At 37.6% G+C, this 25,084-nt stretch carries 23 protein-coding genes, 1 tRNA gene and 1 pseudogene; 7 read left to right on the forward strand and 18 right to left on the reverse strand.

Annotated elements, in window-relative coordinates; translation table 11 throughout:
- Positions 1-347: 347 nt before the first annotated feature.
- Positions 348-1,268 carry an alpha/beta hydrolase gene (locus J6L97_RS08185; RefSeq protein WP_013086024.1) on the reverse strand — a complete coding sequence of 307 codons (921 nt, stop codon included), beginning with the start codon at positions 1,266-1,268 and terminating at the stop codon, positions 348-350.
- A 93-nt stretch (positions 1,269-1,361) separates the two neighbouring features.
- Here J6L97_RS08185 and J6L97_RS08190 point away from each other — a divergent pair, with 93 nt between their 5' ends.
- A complete protein-coding gene (locus J6L97_RS08190) occupies positions 1,362-1,646 on the forward strand; it encodes a hypothetical protein (protein ID WP_005722686.1) in 285 nt (94 codons plus the stop codon).
- 27 nt (positions 1,647-1,673) lie between these two features.
- Here the strand turns inward: J6L97_RS08190 and J6L97_RS08195 are convergent, their stop codons facing one another.
- From J6L97_RS08195 to map, 6 genes are all read right to left on the reverse strand, one after another.
- The gene (locus J6L97_RS08195) at positions 1,674-2,840 is read right to left on the reverse strand and encodes a hydroxymethylglutaryl-CoA synthase (protein ID WP_054832938.1); all 1,167 of its coding nucleotides are present in this window, start codon (positions 2,838-2,840) and stop codon (positions 1,674-1,676) included.
- Complete coding sequence (locus J6L97_RS08200; protein WP_057726882.1) at positions 2,840-4,051, reverse strand: hydroxymethylglutaryl-CoA reductase; 1,212 nt, start codon at positions 4,049-4,051, stop codon at positions 2,840-2,842. The genes J6L97_RS08195 and J6L97_RS08200 overlap by 1 nt, the downstream gene beginning before the upstream one ends.
- A complete protein-coding gene (locus J6L97_RS08205; RefSeq protein WP_005724262.1) occupies positions 4,048-5,211 on the reverse strand; it encodes a thiolase family protein in 1,164 nt (387 codons plus the stop codon). Before J6L97_RS08205 ends, J6L97_RS08200 begins: the two co-directional genes overlap by 4 nt.
- A gap of 110 nt (positions 5,212-5,321) precedes the next feature.
- Complete coding sequence (gene galU / locus J6L97_RS08210; protein WP_057726881.1) at positions 5,322-6,224, reverse strand: UTP--glucose-1-phosphate uridylyltransferase GalU; 903 nt, start codon at positions 6,222-6,224, stop codon at positions 5,322-5,324.
- Between the two features lie 60 nt (positions 6,225-6,284).
- Positions 6,285-7,208 (reverse strand): YihY/virulence factor BrkB family protein, encoded by a 924-nt coding sequence (locus J6L97_RS08215; RefSeq protein ID WP_057726880.1) that lies wholly within the window; start codon positions 7,206-7,208, stop codon positions 6,285-6,287.
- 8 nt (positions 7,209-7,216) lie between these two features.
- On the reverse strand, positions 7,217-8,044 hold the full coding sequence (gene map / locus J6L97_RS08220; RefSeq protein ID WP_005721525.1) for a type I methionyl aminopeptidase: 828 nt from the start codon (positions 8,042-8,044) through the stop codon (positions 7,217-7,219).
- A gap of 225 nt (positions 8,045-8,269) precedes the next feature.
- Here map and J6L97_RS08225 point away from each other — a divergent pair, with 225 nt between their 5' ends.
- From J6L97_RS08225 to J6L97_RS08235, 3 genes are all read left to right on the forward strand, one after another.
- Positions 8,270-9,304 (forward strand): IS30 family transposase, encoded by a 1,035-nt coding sequence (locus J6L97_RS08225; RefSeq protein WP_123811765.1) that lies wholly within the window; start codon positions 8,270-8,272, stop codon positions 9,302-9,304.
- 129 nt (positions 9,305-9,433) lie between these two features.
- Positions 9,434-9,880, forward strand: coding sequence for a flavodoxin domain-containing protein (locus tag J6L97_RS08230; RefSeq protein ID WP_005718584.1), 447 nt, complete (start codon positions 9,434-9,436; stop codon positions 9,878-9,880).
- Positions 9,873-10,400, forward strand: a complete 528-nt coding sequence (locus tag J6L97_RS08235; RefSeq protein ID WP_005718582.1) for a GtrA family protein — start codon at positions 9,873-9,875, stop codon at positions 10,398-10,400. The genes J6L97_RS08230 and J6L97_RS08235 overlap by 8 nt, the downstream gene beginning before the upstream one ends.
- Before the next feature lie 18 nt (positions 10,401-10,418).
- On the opposite strand, the gene wecB is transcribed toward J6L97_RS08235, so the two are convergent.
- Entirely contained in the window at positions 10,419-11,561 is a 1,143-nt protein-coding gene (gene wecB, locus J6L97_RS08240; protein ID WP_005724265.1) for a non-hydrolyzing UDP-N-acetylglucosamine 2-epimerase, read from the reverse strand.
- Positions 11,562-11,666: 105 nt separating this feature from the next.
- Between wecB and J6L97_RS08245 the strand changes: the two genes are divergently transcribed.
- Positions 11,667-11,855: a hypothetical protein gene (locus J6L97_RS08245; protein WP_005724266.1), complete on the forward strand. Its 189-nt coding sequence runs from the start codon at positions 11,667-11,669 to the stop codon at positions 11,853-11,855.
- A gap of 70 nt (positions 11,856-11,925) precedes the next feature.
- Here J6L97_RS08245 and J6L97_RS08250 read toward each other — a convergent pair.
- The 4 genes from J6L97_RS08250 to J6L97_RS08265 form a co-directional block, all read right to left on the reverse strand.
- Positions 11,926-11,998: transfer RNA gene (locus J6L97_RS08250), tRNA-Arg, on the reverse strand.
- 49 nt (positions 11,999-12,047) lie between these two features.
- Positions 12,048-13,376 carry a PTS sugar transporter subunit IIC gene (locus J6L97_RS08255; protein WP_057726552.1) on the reverse strand — a complete coding sequence of 443 codons (1,329 nt, stop codon included), beginning with the start codon at positions 13,374-13,376 and terminating at the stop codon, positions 12,048-12,050.
- Positions 13,373-14,608 (reverse strand): DEAD/DEAH box helicase, encoded by a 1,236-nt coding sequence (locus tag J6L97_RS08260; protein ID WP_005718576.1) that lies wholly within the window; start codon positions 14,606-14,608, stop codon positions 13,373-13,375. The genes J6L97_RS08255 and J6L97_RS08260 overlap by 4 nt, the downstream gene beginning before the upstream one ends.
- A 2-nt stretch (positions 14,609-14,610) precedes the next feature.
- The gene (locus J6L97_RS08265; RefSeq protein ID WP_005724267.1) at positions 14,611-15,318 is read right to left on the reverse strand and encodes a GH25 family lysozyme; all 708 of its coding nucleotides are present in this window, start codon (positions 15,316-15,318) and stop codon (positions 14,611-14,613) included.
- Between the two features lie 108 nt (positions 15,319-15,426).
- Between J6L97_RS08265 and J6L97_RS08270 the strand changes: the two genes are divergently transcribed.
- Positions 15,427-16,728 carry an APC family permease gene (locus tag J6L97_RS08270; RefSeq protein ID WP_054832746.1) on the forward strand — a complete coding sequence of 434 codons (1,302 nt, stop codon included), beginning with the start codon at positions 15,427-15,429 and terminating at the stop codon, positions 16,726-16,728.
- Positions 16,729-16,779: 51 nt separating this feature from the next.
- On the opposite strand, the gene J6L97_RS08275 is transcribed toward J6L97_RS08270, so the two are convergent.
- Complete coding sequence (locus tag J6L97_RS08275) at positions 16,780-18,660, reverse strand: flavocytochrome c (protein ID WP_005718568.1); 1,881 nt, start codon at positions 18,658-18,660, stop codon at positions 16,780-16,782.
- Between the two features lie 332 nt (positions 18,661-18,992).
- Between J6L97_RS08275 and J6L97_RS08280 the strand changes: the two are divergent.
- Positions 18,993-19,824, forward strand: a pseudogene (locus tag J6L97_RS08280) (transposase).
- Between the two features lie 80 nt (positions 19,825-19,904).
- Here the strand turns inward: J6L97_RS08280 and J6L97_RS08285 are convergent.
- From J6L97_RS08285 to J6L97_RS08305, 5 genes are all read right to left on the reverse strand, one after another.
- Entirely contained in the window at positions 19,905-21,674 is a 1,770-nt protein-coding gene (locus J6L97_RS08285) for an FAD-dependent oxidoreductase (protein ID WP_057726553.1), read from the reverse strand.
- A gap of 172 nt (positions 21,675-21,846) precedes the next feature.
- The gene (gene hpt, locus J6L97_RS08290; protein ID WP_005718562.1) at positions 21,847-22,416 is read right to left on the reverse strand and encodes a hypoxanthine phosphoribosyltransferase; all 570 of its coding nucleotides are present in this window, start codon (positions 22,414-22,416) and stop codon (positions 21,847-21,849) included.
- A 106-nt stretch (positions 22,417-22,522) separates the two neighbouring features.
- Positions 22,523-23,881: a hemolysin family protein gene (locus J6L97_RS08295; RefSeq protein ID WP_057726554.1), complete on the reverse strand. Its 1,359-nt coding sequence runs from the start codon at positions 23,879-23,881 to the stop codon at positions 22,523-22,525.
- A 102-nt stretch (positions 23,882-23,983) separates the two neighbouring features.
- Entirely contained in the window at positions 23,984-24,640 is a 657-nt protein-coding gene (locus tag J6L97_RS08300; protein WP_013086012.1) for a nitroreductase, read from the reverse strand.
- Between the two features lie 72 nt (positions 24,641-24,712).
- Positions 24,713-24,979: a hypothetical protein gene (locus tag J6L97_RS08305; RefSeq protein ID WP_005718555.1), complete on the reverse strand. Its 267-nt coding sequence runs from the start codon at positions 24,977-24,979 to the stop codon at positions 24,713-24,715.
- Positions 24,980-25,084: the final 105 nt, after the last annotated feature.

Below are 25,084 nucleotides of genomic sequence, written 5' to 3' on the forward strand. Positions count from 1 at the left end.
GATGAGGTAGCTCATCAATTGATAGTCACGATTTTTAGTTGTTTGGTATGTATTTAAACAATGGCATTATCGCAACCAATATTAACATTCACTTGTTCGGGTCTTTACATAAAATGTAACTTTTAATAAATTGGAGTTGTTGCGAACAGCCAATGATAATTAATCAAATAATTTTTAATTAAGCTATTTATGGCTGACACCTCTACGTATAGAGAATCTTTCAAGTTTCCAATAATAATACAATTCTGGAGATAAAAACTTACTTATATTTTTTTATAGTTGTTAACTTTTATTTCTACCTCTTCCACACTATTCATTATATCTAGTTGTGAAACCGTTTACAAGAACTAACCCACATATTTTTGCAAAAATCTTTCTACTTGTTGTCGATATTGCTTTGGATACATTGGATAAGACAAAGCATGCCCTGCAAGTGGCGCAAGCCAAATTTGCTTTGGAGCAGCTGTTGCCGCATAATTTTGCCAGACCATCTTAGTTGGCACAAAGTGATCCTTGCCGCCATGAATAAATAAAAATGGTCGCGTATTTTTATTTAACTGAGCAACCGCAGAAGCATCTTTTAAATAAAAGCCATTTTTCACTCTATTAATTCCACTAACCAAATCAACTATTGGAAACCGTGGAAAAGCCTTCATATGAAATAAATTTTGAGCTTGATAGTTAATTTCACCTTTCACGGTTGAATAACCACAATCTTCAATAAAAGCTTTCACTTGTGGTGGCAAAAGCATACCGCTTACCATCATTGCCGTTGCACCACCCATGCTTTGACCCATAATTACAATTTTGGCATTTGTACCAGTTTGATCAATTACTTGATAGATCCAACGCAAAATATCATCTTTTTCAACCCAGCCATAGCCGATATACTTACCTTCGCTGCGCCCTTGGGCACGTGCGTCTGGAACGAGAACATTATAACCAAAATCATAAAACATTTTGGCAAAACCAGCCATACTATCTCCATCACTCATAAAGCCATGTAATAAAATTGCGGTTTTTTTGGCATGTTGATCAAGGTACTGGGCGAACAAAGTTATGCCGCTATCAGTTTTTAAAGTCCATTTTTTCTTAGAAAAATCTCTAAACCAAACCTTATCACGATAAAGTGGATCCTTGCCTGATAATTCTTTGGAGTCAGCTTTTTTATTAAACGGTGTCATCGCCATCTTGAAAAAGTACTCGCTTGCCGCAAACAAGCCAGCTCCAGCAATTAATGCGGAAGACAATAATAGTTTCTTTTTCATCTTTTAACACTTCCAAATTCAATTATTTCACTTTTCATTTTATAATTAAATTGCTGAAAATTTACAATCCTTATGACTTAATTATACTGAAAAATGCGCTTAACAGACTTGCTTCAATTAATCGATGACCTGAACCTGAATACTAAATTTTATCTAAAGCATGATGACAAACTACTTAAGTGGGGAAAACTCACTATTGCCGAAGGAAAATGTCTGCTGCTACCCGGGCAAACAGCAATGACCAAACAAAAATTGATTAAATTAGTTGGCCGCATGCGTGGTCGCGGCATCCCCTTGTTAATGGTCATTGACCAAAAAGAATATTCCATTTTCGGCCTACAGATTCGCGAAGATACTGGACAAGCAATTTTAATGTAAAAAAAGAGCACAAATGTGCTCTTTTTCTTATTCTTTTACGCGGTATTGACGAATATGATCCTTAGTACCAGCAAAATACCAAGTACCTACTTCATCGTCGCTAGTTAATTCTAAACCATCCTCAGGATCTAACAAAGCCGTATTGAAGACGTCTTCATATTGCTTAACTGTCAGCTTCTTCCGCCGATCAAGCATTGCTTGATCAGCTGTAGGATCAATTTGTTTTTCATATCCTTCAACCAACTTGCCACTATAAAACTCAGCCATTGCACCTGAACCATATGAAAACAGGCCAATTAATGAGCCAGCGGGTAATTCACCATTCTCTAGCAAACTAAGTAAACTCATATAAAGTGAAGCGGTGTAGATATTACCTACTCGGCTTGATAATTGTTTAGCAGCCGCAAAACTACGCTCCAACTTGATCATTGTTGCTTGATCTTGCCACTCAATAGCAATATTGTTAGCCTTCATCCCCATCTTAGTAAATGGCAAATGGTAAGTAATCGCATCAAAGTCGCTTGTTTTCAATCCTTTTTGCTTCTTATAATCAGTAAAGGTCTTCTTGAAGAAATCCAAGTAAACTTGAGTCGAATACTTGCCGTCAACTAAAGCGGTGCGAGAATAATTTGGTCTCCAGAAGTCGTTAATATCTTCGCTGTAAGCTGAATGACCATTATTTAGGGCTAAAATGCTTGGGTCAGCTTTGATGAGCATTGCCACGCTACCGGCTCCTTGTGTTACCTCACCAGCAGTATTAACACCATAGCGAGCAATATCACTACCGATGACAATTGCGGTTTGTTCAGGATGTACCCGAACAAAATCACGTGCCATCATTAAGGCTGCCGTTAAACCAAAGCAAGCTTCCTTTACTTCAAAAGTTCTTACTTCTGGCTTCAACTTTAAGGCTGTTTTTACAAATAAAGAAGCTGACTTTGATTGATCAATACTGCTTTCAGTCCCAAAAATTAATAGACCAACTTTGTTCTTATCAATCTTGTCAATAAACTTTAAAGTCGCATTAATTCCCATTGAAACTGCATCTTGCGTAATATCCGCAACACTCATCTCTCTTTGACCAATGCCAACTAAAAACTTATTTGGATCTTGCTTTCTTGCGTTCGCCAAATCGACCATATCAACGTACTTGTCTGGCGTAAAAAGTCCAATTTGATCAATACCTACTTGCATTATTTTTCCTTTCTTATTTTTGCTAAAAGCTCCTTAGCATGACTTTCAGAATAATTTTTTTCACTAATCATCGCAGCTAGTAGCTGCTTGCGCTCATGTTCGTCATCGGTTAATTCAGTGACTACATTTCTAGCCTGCAATTTCATATGCCCTGCTTGAATGCCGACAGTAGAAATTGCCAGTAAAGCGGCTAAATTGTTTGCTAGAGCAACACTAACAATGATCTCGGCTAATGTTTTACTCGTGATTTTTTGCCCCAAAATAGCAAAGCTTTGCTGGACATCATGCCGAGCTTTAATTGAACCGCCAACTACTCCAATCGCCATTGGCAAAGTCAATTCGCCAACTAAATAACTACCCTGCATCGTCCACTTTGATAAACTGCGATATTGGCCATCATGATTGGCTAAAACTGCAGTGGCTGCTTCAATTGCCCGATAATCATTGCCTGTCGCAATCAATACGGCGTCGGCACCATTCATAATTCCTTTATTATTGGTAACTGCGCGATAAGGATCATCAAGCCCTATTTTCCCCAGTAGAGCAACACGCCGTGCAACTTGCAATCCCCCAATCGTCTCAGGATCAATTTTTACCTTAACTGTGGTCAATTGACTAGGATAATTTGACAAAATGGCAAATAATTTTTCATCAATTCCCGCATGAGCTTCTAATTTAGTAGCTAAAAATTCTAGAATTGAGTTGGTTTTATTTGCGCCCATTGCTTCGGCTGGATCTACCAGTACTTTCAAATAAAGTAAATTTTCCTTTTGAACAGCTGTGATTTTTTTAACGCCACCGCCATGACGCACTAGGCTAGTAAATTTTTGATTAACCAACTCAACCAACTTAGGAAATTCCTTTTCTAATCCAATTAGTGAAAAGGAAGCATTCACCTTCAAAACGATTTGACCATAAATCCCTTGTCGGTCGCTGCTAGCTGTCACACCACCATTTCTAGCAAAGATACTAGCTCCATGATTGGCGGCAGCAACTACTGAAGGTTCTTCAACAGCCATTGGCACCCAGTATTTTTGTCCATTGACTATTAAGTTTTGTACTACGCCTAAAGGCAAACGCAGCTGCCCTACAACATTTTCACTCAATTCATCTAGACGTCTCAAAACCGTATCATCGATTTGCCCTAATGCAATACCTTCGTCCTGTAATAACTTACGTCTAGCTTCAGGCTCTAATTGATAAAATTTCATTCTGCATTCTCGATTTCATAAGCAATCGCCTGACCGCCACCGATACACAAAGTAACCAGGGCACGTCTGCCTTTTCTCTTCTTTAATCCACTAATTGCACTAGCAACTAAGCGTGTACCCGTTGCACCTAAAGGATGACCTAACGCGATTGCGCCACCCATAATATTCAATTTATCAGTTGGAATTTGTAAGTCGCGAGCTACCGCTACGCTTTGGGCCGCAAAAGCTTCATTTAATTCGATAATATCATAGTCATCAAAATTACGTCCCGTCTTCTTAAGCAGTTTTTTAACCGCATAATATGGAGTATAACCCATCAGTGCAGGATCAAAGCCAGCTTCCGCAAATTCACCTAACTTGGCAATTGGCGTTAAGCCTAACTCTTTCATTTTCTCCTTAGTTGCCAGAACTAACATACTTGCACCATCAGTCAAAGGAGACGAGTTTCCGGCAGTCACTTCACCATCCGCCTTAAAAACAGGCTTTAAGTTACTCAATGCCTCAAGCGTTGTATCCGGACGAATTGGTTCATCATGATCTAAACTTTGACCATCAATCTCCACATCCAGGATCTCATTATCAAAAAATCCGGATTTAACTGCTGCAGCTGCCTTTTTATGCGACTGCAATGCAAATTCATCCATATCCTGACGACTAACATGATATTTTTCTGCTACGTTTTCGGCAGTAATTCCCATATGCTTGCCAGAAAAAGCATCCATCAAACCATCGTTAAGCATAGTACTTACTAGGTGATCTGCTGGATCATTTTTGTTTTCTTTTTTAACAAAATAAGGCGCATTAGTCATGCTCTCACTACCGCCGACAGCTACTAGATCCAAATCGCCTAGTTCCATCTGTCCTTGAGCTAGACGTAAAGCTTTCAGACTTGAGCCGCAGACTTCATTAATTGTAACGGCTGCAGAAGCTTCACTCATCCCTGAATGTAAGGCAACTTGGCGAGCCATATTCTCACCTAAGCCGGTATCCAAAACATTCCCCATAAACAGTGCTTGAACATCAGCTGGCTTAATATTGCCCGCCTTCATTGTTCCTTTCAAGGCCATTACACCCAAATCAATTGCAGAAGCATCCTTAAAAAATCCTCGGTACTTGCCAAAAGGTGTTCTTTTAGCCGCAACAATATAAATGTCCTTCATATATTTTCTCTCCATAATGTATATTTTTTAACAAATATGATAATAGCAAAAAAATATTAAGAAAAACATAAAAAGACTACGCCGCAGCGTAGTCTCCCTAATAATTAAGCTTATTTTTTATTTTGCTTACCTTCGGCTTCAAACTTCTTGCTCAATTGCATGATATATGCCCGCAATTGTTCCTTAATTTCTGGGTGCTTCAAACCATATTCAATTGAAGTTTCAAGGTAGCCTTCTTTGTTACCAACATCATGACGTTCGCCTTTAAAGACATGAGCAAAGACACGTTGAATCTTGTTCATTGTATCAATCGCATCAGTCAATTGAATTTCACCGCCACGACCTGGTTTTTGGTTAGCCAAAATATCAAAAATTTCAGGTGTTAATAAGTAACGACCAATAATGGCATAATCACTAGGTGCTTTATCAATATCAGGCTTTTCAACGAATGACTTAACATTGATCAGTCCTGGCATGATCTCATTTTCCGGTTCGATGACACCATACTTAGAAACTTCTTCATGTGGCACAGGCATAACTGCAATTGTAGAACCATGCGTCTTGTTATAGCGATCGATCAATTGCTTGGTCAATGGCACCTTATCTTCCATTAAGTCGTCGCCCAACATAACTACAAACGGTTCATCCCCAACAAAACTGCGAGCACGGAAGATGGCGTCTCCTAAACCTGCTGGATGCGGTTGACGAGTGTAATACAAGTTAACGCCTAAATCAGTAATTCCTTCGGTTAGGCGAAGCAATTCTTTTTTACCCTTTTCTTCCAAATCTTGTTCTAGTTCTGGATTAGAATCAAAGTGATCTTCAATTGGGCGTTCGTTCTTGCCAATTACAATTAAAATATCTTCGATTCCTGACTTTTTAGCCTCTTCAACGATAAACTGAATTGTTGGTTTATCAACGATAGGTAACATTTCCTTAGGTAAAGCCTTAGTTGCAGGTAAAAATCTAGTACCCAAACCAGCTGATGGGATAACGGCTTTTCTTACTTTCATAAAAGCACACTTTCTATTTCAATTTTATAAGTTCATCATAACAAAATATGCATTTTCCAGCTACTTAGTTTTTCGTCTTTTCTTTTGAATATAACTGGCAATACGACCAGCAGAATATTCAACTTGTCCAACACGGTTTCGCACAATAGCAGCGTTAACACCAACGCCAAATAAAAATAATACTGCTGCAATATTCAACCAGAGCATAAAGATGATAAACGTACCAACAATGCCATAATTCTCCCAAGTAATCGGGAAATGGTGTAAATAGAAACTAAAAAGAAATGATAGGGCTAACCAGCCTACAACAGTTACAAAAACTCCTGGCCAAATTACTCTCTTTTTGAGTTTTATATTAGGCAAAACATAGTTCAAATACCATAATGCTAGCATTATAACCAATATTAATACTGGATAGCGATAACTAAAGATCTTGCTAATTTCATTAAGTGGTAGCTGAAAAATCGGTCCTAAAAAGTTGAGTACTTGTTGCCCAAAAACCAAGGCCAATGTAGCAATTGTAAATACTAGAATCATCAATCCTGTAAAAACAAAAGTAATAGTTCTAGTCCAAAGAAAATTAAGCATTGATAATTTTAATTCAACTTGATGAACCCCATAAAGTCTATTTTCTCCAAGACGAATTGCATTAACCATATTTGATAATGACCAAACTGCAAACACAATACCAAAAGAAATATAGCCTGTTGATGTAGTTTTCAATAAAGAATTTATAATTGGCATAATGAATTTAGACACTTGGTCTGGAAAAACCAAGTTCAAATATTCAGCAATAGGCGCAGTATCAATGTGAAACAACGGTAACACGTTACCAATGATAATAATAATCGGAAAAATAGAAAACAAAATGTAGTAGGCAATAATAATTGAACTAGCAAATATCTCTCCTTGAGATAAGGTGGTTCGTAATGTAGAAATAAATTGCCCAATTTTTAAACCAAAATGGTTTTTACCATTTTTCATCCATTATCCTAATCATCCATCTCATCAAAGTGAGGGATGTACTTTTCTAAGCCATCGTAAGGATGCTGCAGAGTCAAGATCTTAGGACCATCTTTTGTAATTGCAAAGGTGTGTTCAAATTGAGCAGCATTAGAACCATCTGGAGTTGCGTAGTAAACCCAATCATCGTTAGGATCGTCAACAGTACGTTGGTCGATGTGCCAGTCGCCACCAGCTTCTACCATAGGTTCACAAGTAATAGTCATGCCTTCACGCAAGCGAAGACCATGACCTGCCTTGCCCCAGTGAGGAACTTCTGGATCTTCATGAATTGATGGTTGAATACCGTGGCCAATTAATTCACGTACATCACCGTAATGATTTTCATCTTCAACATAATGTTGGATAGCAGCACCGATATCACCAATTCTGTTACCTAAAACAGCTTGGTCAATTCCGAGATACATTGCTTTTTTGGTTACTTCAATTAATTTCTTATCAGCTTCGGAAATTTCGCCAACTGGATAAGTAGTACATGAATCTGATTCATAACCGTTCAAGTTGCAAGTTACATCAACCTTAACAATATCGCCTTCCTTTAAGATGCGATCTTTTCTTGGAGTTTGGTGGGCAATTTCATCGTTAACCGAAATACAAGTACCATACTTATAACCTTCAAAACCTTGTTCTGAAAGGCGGCCGCCACGACTTGATACGAAGTCTTGACAAAACTCTTCAATTTCCCAGGTAGAAATGCCTGGCTTAATCACATCACGTAAGCCTTCAAACATAGTTGCAAGAAGATGTCCTGAAGCTTGCATGCCTTTAAGTTCACGAATTGATTTAATTGTAATCAAAATAATTTCTCCTTTATAAATTTTTATTTAGTTTCAGATATTTCTATTATACCGTTTTCCAAAATACTTTTAAAAGGTCGGGTTTTTGTAGAATCAAAACAAAACTCTAGAAATACCTGAAATATTTTCCCGGATTTAAAATTGAAGTGCAACACCAAGTGTTAAACAAAAAGGCCATGAAGACCTAAACTTGAAGTGACGAAAAATCAAGAAAGGAAGATCTTCATGACCAATTCAAATTCTAGCATTTCTAAGCACTATCATCAATTAACCAGCGTACAACGTGGACAAATTCAAGCAATGCTGGATTCCGGCATAACTTCCCGTACTGTTATCGCTCAAGAAGTCGGCTGCCATAAGTCGACAATCAGTCGCGAAATCAAACGCGGAAGCGTCCTGCAAAGAGACAGCAGCTATTTATTGTATGAGCACTATTACGCTGATACTGCACAGCTTTATTATGAGAAGCGTCGCAAAAACTGCTATCAGCGCAATCCATTGAAGCATTATGCTGTCTTTTTGAGAATGCTCTCCAGACGCTTCAAAGCTAAATTTGATGCCACCAGCATCGATGAATTCGTTGGTGAATTCAAAAGGACTATGCCAGGCTACCCTTGTCCCAGCACACCAACTGTCTATCGCTATATTGATCAGGGCTTGCTGGACATAAGCAATATTGATCTGCCTATGAAGCTCAAAAGACGCAGGAACAAGCGTCATCACGGCCAGAGCGGTCATGCTTTGCACAAGAAGAATCTTGGCAATTCCATTGAACAGCGTCCTAAAGAGATTGAAGACAGAAAAACGCCGCTGCACTGGGAAGGAGATCTGGTTAAAGGCGTCAGACGCAAGAATCAGCCTGCTTTAATGACTTTGACCGAAAGAACCACACGCTTTGAAGTAGTTATCAAGATTCCTGACTATCGGGCAAGCACATGCCAAAGGCTGCTTCAAAATGAGATTGACAGACATCCTGCCTGGTTTAAATCGATCACGTTTGACAATGGCTCTGAGTTTGCGGATATGACCAAGATCAAAGGCTGCCAGATCTACTTCGCCCACCCATATTCTCCATGGGAAAGAGGCACCAATGAGAACTGCAATGGACTTCTGCGTCAATTCTTCCCTAAAGGCAAAAGCATGAAAGATAAGTCAGCTGCTTATGTTCAACAGGCAACTGATGCCATTAACCGCAAACATCGTCGAATCCTTCAATATCACACAGCAGAAGAACTCTTCAAGCAATATATTTCCTCATAGCCTAACTGTTGCACTTAATTTGACAATTCAGGCCTGAAATATTTTTAAAGTTTGCTAAAACTAAACGTTTTTGCAATAGTTTCATGTATAATAAGATGTCGTATAATGCAGTGAAAGGTATGAAAAATCATGAAAGCAAGAATTGTTTATGCCAGCATGACTGGTAACGATGAAGACATGGCTGATATTTTAGAAGAAGATCTTCAAGATTATGGCTTTGACGTTGAAACAAGTGATGTCGGCTTCACTGATGCCAATGACTACTTAGATAGTGATCTTTGCATTTTTATCACCTACACCTATGGTGAAGGCGTAATGACTGATGAATTGGCAGACTTTTATGGGGAGTTAAAAGACTTAGATCTAACAGGCAAACATTTTGCTGTGATGGGTTCTGGCGATAAGACCTACGGTGAACACTTTTGTGAAAATGTTTTTGACTATGAAAAAGCATTCAAGGATTGCGGCGCAACTGAAATTACTAAACCCGTAACAATTGAAAATGCGCCAGATGATGATGCAGTCGCTGCAATCGATCAAGCTGCAAAGGAAATGGCCGATAAGTTAAATGGCTAATAACAAAAAAGACGTCACAGCTGTTGATCAGGCACAAATACGCCGTCTAGGTCAAAAATTAATCAAGCGACACCGTAATCTTTGGGTTTACATGGTTTTCGGCTTTGTCGCTGCATTAATCAATACCTTAGTCTTCATGGTCTTACACTCATGGTGGCATAATGTGATGGTAATTTCTAACACCATCGCCTTCATCGTCTCCAACCTGGCATCTTTCTGGTTTAACCAAAAGGCTGTTTTTATCAATAATGTCGATCATGAACACAGCACGTGGCATAAACTAATCGTCTTTTTCACTTATCGCGTCATCAGTTTAATCCCTGATACATTAATTATGTTAGTCGGCTTATCCTGGCTGCATTTAAACGCATTACTAGTCAAAATTATCGACCAAATTTTAGTCGGTGTATTCAATTACTTAACTACTAGATCAGTCTTTCAAAAGCAAGAACATACTATGATTGAACGTGCAAAAATGCGCATTCAAGAACAAAAAAATAAAAGAGACAGCAAAAATTAAAACTGTCTCTTTATTTTTTTACTCAAAATCCTTTGGTTTACTTTCACTATCTTGATTAAAGTAATAATAAATATCATCCATAATTCGATCAGCTGCATGTCCATCTCCATATGGATTTTTGGCATTCGCCATCCGATCATATTCGTTTTTGTTTTCTAACAAAGCTAGCATTTCTTCACGCACCTTGTCGACTTCAGTTCCAACTAACTTCAAGGTACCGGCCTTTACGCCTTCAGGACGTTCCGTCGTATCACGTAAAACCAAAACTGGTTTACCTAAACTAGGAGCTTCTTCTTGTACGCCACCTGAATCAGTCATGATAAAGTATGAACGTTTAGCTAAGTTATGGAAATCTACTACATCAAGCGGCTCAATCAAATGAATCCTTGGATCACCACCAAGCACTTCATTAGCCACTTTTTGTACTCGTGGAGATAAGTGAACTGGATAAATAATTTCTACATCAGGATGCGAATCAATTACTTGCCGCATTACTTTAAATACTCGGCGCATTGGCTCACCTTGATTTTCTCGACGGTGCATAGTAACCAAAATCACCTTATTACCAGGAGTAATTGCGTCCATTACCTCATGATGATAATCTTGTTGTACAGTCTGTGCTAAAGCATCGATTGCCGTATTTCCAGTAACGAAAATAAAATCAGAATGGTGATTTTCCTTCAGTAAATTAGCCTTACTCAATTCGGTCGGTGCAAAATATAAATCGGCTAAATCATCAGTCATCTGCCGATTCATTTCTTCAGGATATGGTGAATACTTATTCCAAGTTCTCAGACCTGCCTCCACATGTCCCAATGTAGTTTGCTGATAAAAAGTAGCTAAAGAAGCCGCAAAACTAGTCGTCGTATCGCCGTGAACCAAGACAATATCTGGTTTCTCTTCTTTGATCACCTTAGATAAATCAATCATCACTTTAGAAGTAATTTCTTCTAGAGTTTGATTTTGGTGCATAATATTAAAGTCATAATCTGGTTTAATTTTAAAAATATCTAGCACTTGGTCCAACATTTCGCGGTGTTGTGCGCTAACGACCGTTACTTCTTCAAAACGATCATCTTTTTTTAGTTTCAAAACAAGTGGTGCCATCTTGATTGCCTCTGGACGCGTTCCAAAAACAGTCATTACCTTAATTTTCCTCATTAAAAAATTCCTCCGCTTAACTATTTTACTATACCTGATTTTAGACTATCTTGCACCCGCTTTCTGTGTTTTAATGGAAGTATTAAATTGAAAGTTGGTCGATGCATGAATTCATCATTACTATTATTAATTACAACTGGTTTAATTATTTTGATTGGAACGTTTTGCCTTGTTTTTGGTATGGACAAAAACAGACCCGCTAAAACTAGAAAATATTTACTTTATACTGCACTAATCTGTGTTTTCCTAGTTTGGGGCTTAATTACTGCAATTATGCTTCAACCCTTAGGATAATAAAGATATCTTTTGGATAACCAAAGCATGTAAAAAGCCTGCAAGACCAATACTTGCAGGCTTATTTCTATGACCCCGGTGAGATTCGAACTCACCTCTACGGTTTAGGAGACCATTGTTCTATCCAGATGAACTACGGGGTCAAACCTAAGATTAACTTTACCAAAAAAAGTGGTAATAGTTAACCTTTTTTTAGAATTGTGGATTAAAAAATGTTTTCGGATGGTTGGTATCAGCAATCTTATCAGCTGCTTTAACAAAAGGCATCCAAATTAGCAAAGTAACAATCATATTTAAAATGCTTAAAACAATTGCACGCCAATCATAATTGCAAGCCAGAAATGGGCCAATAACTGGTGGCATGATGCTAGGTACTGCCACTTGAACTGGATTAACCAATCCCATAATGCTAACCCAATAAGAAAAGGCAACATTAACTAGTGGCGCTAATACAAATGGAATTAGATACACTGGATTTAGCACTACAGGCAGGCCCAAGAGAATTGGTTCGCCAATGTTAAAAATTCCTGGAGCTAGTGAGATTTTGGCAATTGTGCGATAATCACTGCGTTTAGAAAACATTAAAATCGCCACAATTAGCATTAAGGTTCCACCAGCACCGCCAAACCAGGCAAAGACATCAAATGAGCCACGTACCCATACATATGATGGAATATTTCCATTACTAATCGCTGTGATGTTATCATTTTGAGCAGTCATCCAAATTGAATCCAAAATTGGTGATAGAACCCCTATACCATTAATTCCAAAAAACCAAAATAACTGCACTAATAAAGTAACGACAATTACCGTACCAAAGCCTTGTCCCCACTTTACTAATGGAGTTTGAATTGTGGTAAGCAACCAATTTCCAAAATATTTACCGGTAAGAATTTGGAACAAATAATTAATTCCGCCTACACCAAATATTGCAATCATTGCAGGTAATAAAGAATCAAAAGCAGCTTGTTCAGCATGGGGCAAGTTCGATGTCACATGCAAAATAATCCTTGCTTTATAGCAAGCATAATAAATAAAAAAGCCTAATGAGCCAAACAAAATAGCAGTAAAGAGGCCAGTAGTTGAGAACTGACTAATGTCAAATGCATTATGCAGTGTAACATTATCACCATGAAATTTAATCTTAGCTATATTGGCAATGCTTAGTGCAAAAGAAGATAATGCCACAATTGAAGCAGCAAGTCTATTTCCTTCAAAAGCTTTTGCTAGTTGATAGCCTAAAGCCAATGCTAAGAAAAAGGCAAATAATGAAAATGTTCCTCGCCAAACTAAATTACTGATTGCTACCAATGGCTGCATCGCAAAAGCAAAGGCATACCAACCTAAATGATCATGAGCTGCTTCAATTAAGCTCTTAATTAAAACTGCTAATGATCCTGCCATTGTAATTGGCATTAATGAGACAAATGCATCCCGTAAAGCAACTAGCCATCTTATCTGACCCCATCTACTAGCTAGCGGCAAAACATAGTCCTCTAGCCATCTAACTAAACGAATCATTTCTTTCCTTTCAAGTAATGTGGATGATATCCCTTGTTCTTATTACGTTTCTTGCGTTTTTTAGTTTTATTTTTCTTAGTCGAAGTCTTAATGGGCTGCTCTTTAGCCTGCTTCTTTTCCTTCTTGAGTTTAGGCTTTTCAGTTGTTAAATGATAGCCTGCAAAGTAGACACGCTCTATTTGTAATTGATCTGCCAATAATTTCTTCAAATCACGAAAATCGTGATCATCGCCTAAAGTAACCACATAACCTTCAGCGTTCATTCGACCTGTTCTTCCTGCCCGGTGCATGTAAGTATTAGTCTCGCTCGGAATATCAAAATTAATCACATAGGTAAGGCCTGGAATGTCCAACCCACGCGCAGCCAAATCCGTTGCCAGCAGCAATTTCGTCTTACCAGTAGCTAGGTCATTTAAGGCTTTTTCACGGCGTTCTTTACCAAATTCATTAGCTAATAATTCGAACTTAGTCTTAGTATGCCCAAAAATACCAGCAAAGCGCATCATCGTTTTATTTGAATCAAAAAACAAAATTCCCTTAAAGTGATCCAACTTAGTCATTCGCTGCAAAAATTCAATCTTGTGTTGATTGTCTACTTGCAAAAAATAATGTTTAGTCGCTGAAGCTTGTTCATTTCTGACATCTACTAACAAGAAATGACGGTTAAAAACTTGCTCCGCATCCCGTGTAATCTCAGAATCTGTTGCTCCAAATAATAAGATTTGACTGTCTGGACCCAGATTTTGCCCTAATGCTGATAACAATTCCATTTTAGTAAATTCTAAAATATCATCGGCTTCATCAATAATCAAAGTCTTGATCTGGTTTACTTTAATTCGACCACTTGAGAAGAAGTCAAAAAAACGGCCTGGTGTAGCTACGACCACTTCAGGATGCTTTTTCTTCAGATTGTCTTCTTGTCTCTTTCTATTGCCAGCACCAACCAAGCTGACGCCTTTTAATCCTAAAGCGTGGATGTAAGGATTAATTGCATGACGAATTTGTACAGCTAATTCAGTCGTTGGCGCAATAATTACCACGCTGTTAGCATTACCTGGCTGTGCTTTTTCCAAACTAGGAAGTGCATAAGCCAATGTCTTACCCGTACCTGTCTTAGCCAATCCAACCAGGCTCGCGCCATTGCGAATGGCATCATAGCTTTCTTTTTGAATTAAAGTTGGCTGGTCCTTGTGTTCTCTAATTAAAACTTGTTTGATTTTTTCTTGATACATTATTACTGTGTTAATTGCCCATACTTTTGCTTATATTGACCAACGGTCCCGTTATACGCGTACATCGTTACCTGGCTTTCTAAGCCTGAAACATTCCTTACGCGTCCGTTAGTAGTGTAGCACCAAAATGAATACTTTAATTTATTCGGTGCCTTACTGTCTGATGACATAAATAACGTTTGCGGATTAAAGTAATGTTGATATTTATGATCAACTTTCACCATGACTCTTTTGCCAGCTGCTTGCAATAAAGCCGCAAACTGCCCCATTGACCGCAAATATCTCGCTGAACGAGTAGTCACTGCCGGTACAATTAGAATTGGCAGCGAGCCCGTATTTTGTCCTACTTGCTTAAAAAAGTAGCGGTAATGCTGCATCGGAGTCGATTCATTGCTATAGGAAATCTCACTACCAAATGCCAAGTTCGTTCCTAAAATTTGGTCACGATAAGACAGATAGTTTTCATCAAAATATGATCTGCCTTGGGTTGCTTTCAAATATATAAAGGAAACGCCATTAGATTGCAATTTATGTAAATCAACATAGTCAATATCTTGATTTAACTCAATCCCAATCGCACTTGAATTAGCATCTGGCGGTAAAGTTGTTTGCCGCTTAAAATTGAAAAAGCCAATCAAAAGAAATGCAATCGCCAGAATTAATAAAGTCAAAATCGCTGGCAAAGTATACTTATGCTGAAATCTTTTCATCGGCTAAATTCCTCCCTTAATTATTTTAACCGAAAAGCCTATCAATACAAAAATTTCTAGTCGATGTGCTAAAATTTAAATAATGTAAACGAAGGGCAACAAATAAATATGAAACGACAAATCTCATTCGGCCAAGCATTGGCTACCGTAGTCGGTTCTGTCATCGGAGCTGGCGTATTTTTCAAGATCGGAACAATTACTGCACAAACTGGCAGCACTTCAATGACCCTGTTTGTATGGATTTTAGCTGGGATCATTTCAATTGCATCAGGTTTGACCATTTCAGAAATTGCCGCCAGCTTAAAAATTAATGGTGCCATTAAGTATCTTGATTATACTTACGGCCGCGTGTGGGGTTTTCTTTTTGGCTGGGCACAAATGATTGTTTATTTTCCAGCTCAAATTGGTGCCCTAAGCTCAATTTTTGGCGTTCAGTTTGTCTCCTTATTTGGAATTAAGGCGAGGTATTCTAACCTAATAGCTATCTTGCTAGTGCTTTTTCTCTTAGGAATTAATCTAATCGGAACTAAATTTTCTAGCAAAATGCAGTCGGTCATCACTATCCTAAAAATCATTCCAATTGCTTTAATTATTATTTGGGGATTATTTAATCCTACCAAAATACCTGCACCAATTATTCCGTTAACAGTCGGCACTGGACATTCATTTCCAACCGCCATTAGTCAAGGGTTACTTTCTGCGTTATTCGCCTTCGAAGGCTGGATTGTAGTGACTAATTTGGCTAACGAAGTCAAAAATCCAGAAAAAGACCTTTCACGGGCAATTATTTTAGGTCTTTCAGCAATTACATTGATTTATGTTTTAATCAATTATACTTTCATGACCGTTTTACCTATTGATCAATTAACTAATAACAATAATGCCGCGTTTCAAGCTTCAATGAAATTGTTTGGTCAATTTGGTGGAAAACTAGTCACTGTGGGAATTTTAATTTCTGTTTACGGTGCGGTTAACGCATTCATGCTGACAGGGATGCGCACGCCTTATATCTTGGCTCAAGACAATTTATTGCCATTCTCCAATAAAATTGGCAAGGCTAATATCCATACCGGTGTCCCAGTAGTTGGCGCGTTTATTGTTGATGCTATTGCAATTGTCATGATTCTACTAGGTAATTTTACTGTTTTAACTGACATGCTAGTCTTCGTTATGTGGACTTTCAACACAATGTTGTCAGTTGCCGTAATAATTTTGAGAAAGCGTGAGCCAGAATTAAAACGTCCATTTAAGGTTCCATGGTATCCGATCATTCCAATTATTTCCGTGATCGGTGGTATCTTCATCGTTGTCTCAACAATTATCAATCAATTTGTTCTTTCAATTATTGGTATTGGTTTAACATTGTTAGGACTGCCAATTTACTATTACATGCAAAAGAAAAATAATTAACGAAAAAAGCCGCCGATTTTGGGCGACTTTTTGTTTAAGTAAATATATTTATTAATGTTGTGAAGCACCGCTAGTTGCATCATTTTCTTGATGATCTTCATAGGCAGTATTGGCAGCAATTCGACCAAAAGTGAAAATATCTGCCAAGGAGTTACCACCCAAACGATTACCAGCATGAATGCCACCAGCATTTTCACCAGCAGAATATAGGCCATCAATAATTTGACCATCTTTATTCAAAACATGTGCCTTAGTATCAATTACTAAGCCGCCCATAGTGTGGTGAATAGCAGGCTTTCTCGGAGTAGCATAGAATGGTGCAACTTCACATTTGAGGCCTAATACATTCTTATGGAAGTCTGGATCCTCGCCACGATCAACGTAAGAATTATAATCCTGGATAGTTTTAACCAAAACTGCTGGATTCATTCCAATTTGTTTTGCCAAATCTTCAAGCGTATCAGCTCTAAACAAGGTTCCAGCCTTAACTTGCGCATCAAGTGACTCTTGGGTTGTATTGTAAGCAGTGTCCTTAATCTTATCGTCCGCAATTTGATAAATCAAACCACCATTTTCGATAACTGCCTTAGCCAAAACATCCCGTTCCGCAAATTCATTAACAAACCTCTTACCCTTTTTGTTAACCATAATATAGTTAGCAGGCGGAGTTACAACACCAGTGAAAAGCTCACCGGTCTTTGGATCAGCTACTGGCATTAATTGGATAAAGCCCATACCGAATAAGTCTGCACCAGCTTCAAGACCTAAGTTAATCCCATCGCCAGTAATTGCAGGTGAATTAGTTGTTGTACTATCGTCTGCAATGTTTGGCCAATAGGTATTGTATTTTTGAACCATCTTAGTATTGGCACCAAAGCCACCTGCCGTTAAAATTACTGCCTTAGCATGCACAGTCAAAGTACTACTGTCAGCGCGTGTTGCAATTACACCGCGTACTTTGCCATCTTCAATAATTAGTTTTTCAACACGAGTTTCAAGATATGGATCGACACCATGCTCTCTTATCCAATCACCCAAAACGTGAATAAAGGCATAACCTAATGGCTCTACTGGCTTATGACCTCTGCGCCACAAACCACCAACTGGTTCTGTAACTTGAGAATTATCAAACTTAACACCCAAATCTTGGAGCCATTTAACAGAATTTAAAGCATTAGTTACCAATTCATGTACCAAAGCATATTTACCATGAATTTCGTTACCTTTTAAATCCGTCCTTTTACCACCTAAATAAGTTTGAATTTCATGGAGTAAAGTCGAATCAAATAAATAATCTGTACCAGAATCAATATATTCTTTGATTTGTCTTTGTAATCTTTCAAAATCAAAGCGGTATTCTAAATCAATTTGTTCAATTGGCGTATTAGCCAAGTCTTCTAAAGTCTGTTTTTCACCAGGAAGAGCCTTAAATTTACTTTGCCATTCTGGTTCAGCCGCATTCATTGGACCACCAGCACGGCTAGTATTACCACCGATCTGTGGATACTTTTCGAGAACAGCCACCCTTTCACCATGTTGAATTGAGCGAACTGCAGCTGCTAGACCAGCGCCACCTGCACCAACTACAGCTACATCAACAGTAATTTCTTCATCTTCTACCTTTGTAGCAGCGGGCTTTTCACGGTTTTTCCATTCGGTTGAATCGCCGCCTGCTTCATCAATTGCTTCGGCTACGCCATCAATCACACCATGACTGGAAATAGTCGCGCCACTGACCGCATCAACGTTTAAAGTTTGATTTTCCACAATTGTTTTAGGCAAACGTCTAAATACTTCATCGGCTACTCCCTTAGTTTCACCTGATGAATCTACTTTGATTGAAGTAACTTTATCGCCATCAATGTCAACTTCCATTGGCATTGATTCGGAACCATGACCTTTAGCTTTTACTTGATATTTTCCTGACTTCATTGTTTACACCTCTAATAAGTTTAATTTTATCCACAAGTTAATATTAGTGCGTCATCTGTTGATGTATCAAATATCAATTTCACTATACTTTCATAACAAAATTATTATGAAATAACTATGTTTCGTTCTCCAAATAAAAAAAGCTTAATGCAAATAGTTATCCACATTAAACTTTTTAATTGCATGCTTTAATTAATAAACTGAAACTTGAAAGCTAAGATTAACGCTCCTTCCCCGCGCCTCTTGGCTTTTTCTTATCAAAAATAAAAACGCAGGATCTCTCTGCGTTATACTTTAAGTGTCGAAATAAAAAGTAAAGGAGATCCTACGCAATGAACAGTATAGAACAAATCGACACAGAAAACGATACTAAATCCTTAATTTCTTCATTTATCAAACTAATCGGTCTAGCTAAGTTAACTAAACAAGTCAACTTTAAGCGTAAATCTACCGTTTCATTAACCATGATCATCTCTTGGTTGATGTCAGTACACTTTGCTCGGCTTTCCTTATTCAGAGCTAAGAGTGACAAGCGTTTTTCCGTTAGAACTGCTCGCAATGTACTTAACGATGGAAGAATCAACTGGCAAAAACTATTATGCTTGATTGCAGCTCGGCTCATTGGCTGCTTCAAACATCCGTAAAAAGAAACATTATCTTTATTCAAGCATAGTTGAGGCTCAATATCATGGACATAGCTTTTTATTAAAGCTCGTCTTTGTCTCCAACCGTGGAAACAAGAACAAGTATTTGGTTTTAGCTACTATTCAGACAAAGCTTAGACCTGAAGAAATCGTCCAACTTTATGGCCGTAGATGGCAAATTAAAACATATTTTAAGACGTCTAAGCAATATCTTACTCTAGATAAATCTCAAGCTCAAAGCTATGACGGCCAATGTGGCTATATCGCAGTTACAGCAATAACTTATGATCTATTGGCCTGGCAGGAAAGACAAAATACAGATGATAAGACAATCGGAGATTTATTCTATCTAATGAACGAATCCTTACCTGATATTAGATTCGTAGATGCATTGGTCTACTTAATTTCAGAATTAAAAGAGCTTAAACAGAATAGTTTTGAAAAGATAGATGAAGTAATCAATGACTTTATTAACCAACTGCCACGATTCATACAAATTGCACTGAAACAGATCATATAAAAACTAATTACGTCTAGAAAAGCTCAATAGTGACAGGACTTGAGCTTGATTTTGGTGCTTTCAAGTTTCAGATATTTAAATTAAGCTTCAGAGGCGCCTGATACAGCATCTGCTTCTTGTTCATTTGAAACAGTAGAATAATTATAATTGGTATTATCCGCAGCAGTCGTACCTGCAACAAAACCAGAAGCATAGCTCCAAGAATTCATCATACTTGGCATTGAATCATGACCATTAGCACCACCAACAATTTCTCCTGCAGCATAGAAGTTACTTACGGGATTCATATCATTGTCAAGAAGCTGCATTTGATCAGTAGTTTCATATCCACCCAAAGTTGTGCAGAACAGAAGTTTTTGTTCAATTACATAATATGTATCGCCTTCGAATTCATGCATAAACTTCTTGTCTCTACCAAACTCAGGATCATAATCTGCTTTAACATCTTCAGTATAGTTATCAACAGTTTCCTTCAGCGTTTGATAATCAATACCTGCTTTTTCTGCCACGGTCTTCAAGTCGCCTTTGACCAGAACTGGACTCTTCTCGCCATTCAAATCAAAGAATGATTGAACTTCTTCTTTGGTAAAGCCATACTTAAGCATTAATTCATAGAAACGGTCCCAGGTTCTTTGATCCATGACAATGTAAGCTACCTTACCCTTTTGTTCGGCAATCGCATCCCTAAAATGCGTATAAGGTGCAGATTCGTTAACTATTCTCTTACCATCAGTATTAACAAAAATAGCCCCCATATCGGTCGCCTCTTTAGTTGAATAAGTTGTTAGCTTAGCAATACCAGGTTCAACTTCCAATCCATGTGGATATACCTTATACCAGTCTAAGTTACGAGTAACCAAATTCATATTTTTGGCAAAATCAAAATAATCACCAGTTGAAGTCATTGGACCATAATATGGAATATCAGTCTTATGAGCCTGATAATCACGTGCACCCCAACCACCAGCAGCTAAAACAAGTGACTTGAAATTGACATTAATTGTCTGGTGCTTGCCTTCAGCGGTTAAAGATACCAGTTTGCCAGCCTTATCTTTATTCAACTTTTCAACACGGGTATCTAAGATAATTTGTCCGCCTTTTTTTTCAAATGCCTCAGCCGCCTTAGTCACTAATTCATATGAGCTTTCACTAGGCATTTCAATTTGACGATTTACACTATGTTCAACTGTTTGGGTTTCCGCTTTTTGATAAGTCAAATTTGCAAATTCAGTAATAAAGTCTACGGCCCTACCAATATTGTTAGCTAATAACTTTGACAAGATTGGATAATTGGTACCGCGGCATTCACGAGTAATATCTTCAACTAGTCTATTTGGCGAATCCTTCTTTGCCGTTTCACCAAATAATTCTGCAGAAACTTTAGAGCCAGTTCCTACAACATTTGAGCCATTTAAAATAGTTGCTCCACCTAAATAGCCATTTTTTTCAAGTACAACTACTTTTTTACCCATCGAAAGAGCACGACTTGCCGCCATTAACCCGGCCATACCGGAGCCAATTACAGCCACATCAACATTTAGTTGCCTTTCTTCATGTACGACTTCTGGCTTTTTTCCGTCAAGAGCAATGTTATTTTCGGCTAATGCTTTTTTACCAGAATCTAGCATTGCTTGAGTCATCAATGATGCCCCAGAAACAGCGTCCACGTCAAAACTTTGATTATCAATAATATTTTTCTTTAATTTACCAAAAGCTTGATTAAAAATTGCAGGAGTTTCCGAATTCTTGGTTACTTTGACATCGCTAATTTTATTGTTTTCTAAGTCAATCTCAAAATCAATTTGACCATTGCGACCATCTGCTTGAGCTTTAATAGTTTGTTTGGTCATAAAAACTACTCCTTTACTTGTTCTTTTTACTAAACCGCCTACATTATAACCACAATATTAAATCTAAAAAATAAATTTAATTTGATATTTTAATAGAATTTTTTTATCAAAAGCAGTAAATAAAAGCGAGTGATCATTCTCACTCGCTTGATTCTTTATCTAATTTTCATCCTTATTTATTAGCGTAATGTTGAATAACTTCTGGCTTCAATACCCCAACATAAGGAAGGTTACGATACATATTTAAAAAGTCCAAACCATAACCCACTACGAATTCATTGCCAACCTTTGAACCATAATATTCTAATTCAACATCGGTAGTTCTTCTGGCTTCCTTATTTAGCATTGCACAACACTTAACGCTCTTAGCGCCACGTGCCATAATGTGTTCTTTCATGAATTTCAAAGTTAAACCCGTATCAACGATATCTTCGACAATTAAAACATCGCGATCCTTCACGTCAGTTACCAAATCTGATACTATCTTGACCTTACCAGTTGACTCAAAGCCATCACCATAACTAGAAACATCGAGAAAATCCAGTTGATGTGCTACGTCCATTTGTCGAGTTAAGTCAGTCAAGAAGTAAATTGCACCCTTCAAAGCCCCAACAACTACCGGCTTTTTACCAGCATAGTCCTCAGTTAATTGCTTACCTAAACGGACGCACATCTCATGAATGTCATCTTCTGTGAATAATTTGTGATCTATAATTTGGTCAATATTGTCGCCTTTTGCCATTTAATCTACCCTTCAATTCAATTTACATATATTATTCCTAATAAAAAGAATTATAACATCTTTAAACAAAAAAAGCGTCATTTTCAACGCTTCCTCTGAATAATTTCTAATTTTCATCCTTTGATTGATCGCCTTTTTGATCTTTATCCTTAATCGGTTCAACGATAAACCAGCGCATAAAGCCTTGTTCGATACTGTCTAAGGTAAACTTATATCCTTCAAGTTCAATTGATTCACCCTTTTTCAAGTTAGGATAATGTTCCATCATGTAACCACCAATGGTAATAATATCGCTATCTTGAAAGGCCTTCAGATCTGTATGGAAGAAACGCTCAAAGTCATATAAAGTCGTCTTACCTGAAACATGAACTTGACCATCCTTGTCCTTGATAATGTAATCATCTGAAACATCATCAATTTCATCCTTAACAGAACCGAAAAGCTCTTCATAAATATCCTTATCAGTAACGATCCCACTAGTACCACCATATTCGTCAACTACTAAGACAATTGGTGTGTGCTTAGAAATCATCAAGTGCAAGATATCTTGAATTGGCATTGATTCAGGTACCGTGATAATAGTTCTAATAATTCTTGTTACTGGTACGTTGCCATCAATTTGGCTTTGTTGCACAATGTCGTACGCATAAACATAACCCACAACGTCATCTTTATCATTATCACGCACAACTGGAAAACGACTGTAGCCTTCTTCCAAGTATTTTTTCAAGGCATAGGCAATTGTATCAGTTGAATCAAGTACTGACAATCTTGTTCTGTCAGTCATGATATCCTTAGCAACCTTATCGTTTAATTCGAAGGCTCTTTCCATATAAGTTAAGTCTTCTTTATCAAGCGAACCACCATGAACCGCATTACGTGACAACTTGATGATTTCAGATTGTGAATAAACTTCATTTTCTTCATCAGCTGGAGTAAAGCCCATCAATTTTAAGATTCCATTGGAGCTAGTATTTAATAGCCAAACGAATGGATAAACAATCGTATGGAAAATATGAAGTGGCGTAACGATCCCCATCATCATCGGTACTGGCTTGTCAATCGCAATATTCTTAGGCACAACTTCAGTTAAGACAACTTCCAAATAAGTTAATAAAACTACGCCTAAGATTGCACTAACTGACTTGATGAGTGATTCATTCATTGGCGTCAAATGGAAAAGATCTTCCAAGATGGTTGCGAATGTATCAGCCGAGAACCAACCCAAGACTACACCAACCAAAGTGGTACCAACCTGAGTAGTTGACAAGTACTCATTCAAGTTGTGCGTCATATGCAAAGCACGACGCAACTTTTTCTTATTTCCTTGACCCTTAGCAAGCATATCTTCGAGCTGACTTGGTCTAGTTTGAACTAACGCAAATTCCGCAGCAACAAAGAATGATGCAACGATAAATATTAATAATGTTGCAACTAAATTAGTTACTATTTGAGCTGGACTCAAAGTATTATCACCTTTTTTTACAAATATATTACTAAAACCTATTTTACCATTTCTTGCCTAAAATAGTGCAGTTTTACACAAGGGATAACGGTTTTTTGTAATTTATTCGACCACCTTGTAAATTTCATTAAACGGTACACGCTTTGGAATAAATTTAGGATCATTAATTTCAGCATTCTTGTCGATATAGCCAACTGCAATTGCCATTCCGACAGCTTCATCATCTGGAATTTGGGCATATTCTCTAACCAATTCTGGGTATGAAACCATTGAATGAGCTGGCATCACACCTAAGCCACGGTTAATGGCTAAAAGCATGATACTTTGTGCAAAAATTCCTAAGTCAAAAACGGACCAAGCTGGAGATTTCTTCGGAACCGTTAAAAAGATAATTGCTGGTGCATTGAACATTGTTTTATTCGCATCATTAAATAATTGAAGCTTATTTCTGAAAAAGAAACTTTGGGATGCACCCATCGTAGCCATATTACGACTTGGATAAGTATCCCAGTCTAGTGATAGCATTGAAGCAAAATCTTCATGTGCAGCTTCTTTATCATCAATCTTTTTAGCTGAAGCAGCCTTAAACTTGCTTAAAGCATCCCCCATCAAAACATATGCACGCCATGGCTGAGAATTAAGCAATGAAGGTGATTGCTGTGCCATTTTAACGATTCCAGCAATTGTTTTTTCTTGTAATTTTCTATTAGTAAACTTCCGCGTTACATGTTCCTTTTCATAAACATCCTTAAAATTCATTTTTCCTCAATTCCTTTTTGCTTATATAATAACAATCTATATTTTATTATAGTAAAAAAACTGTTAAAAAGCTTAATTATTGCTCTTTTCTTGCTTTTTCTTTTCTGCTGCCTGTTTTTTTAAATAAGCACTCATTGCAAGATCATTTTTTCGCATAGCAATAAACGCAGTAATGGTTAAAGTTAATCCGCCAAGACAAATCACAAGTAAGCCAATCGGAAACAAGAAGTCTGCTCCCTTAGGAATAAATGATGCCTTAATTACCCAGCATGCTATACCAATTAACATCAAAACTATACCCACAATGACTGCCTTAGTGTTCGGTCGATATCTTTTCATAAATGCCCTTCTTTCTTAATTAACATTCTAACAGAAAAAGCTTAGCTTCAACGTAGAAGCTAAGCCGAAAACTAGAGAAATAGTCGTTAAATTTTTACATGAGAG

Origin of the sequence: Lactobacillus crispatus (assembly GCF_018987235.1) — a bacterium.
Classification (GTDB): domain Bacteria; phylum Bacillota; class Bacilli; order Lactobacillales; family Lactobacillaceae; genus Lactobacillus; species Lactobacillus crispatus.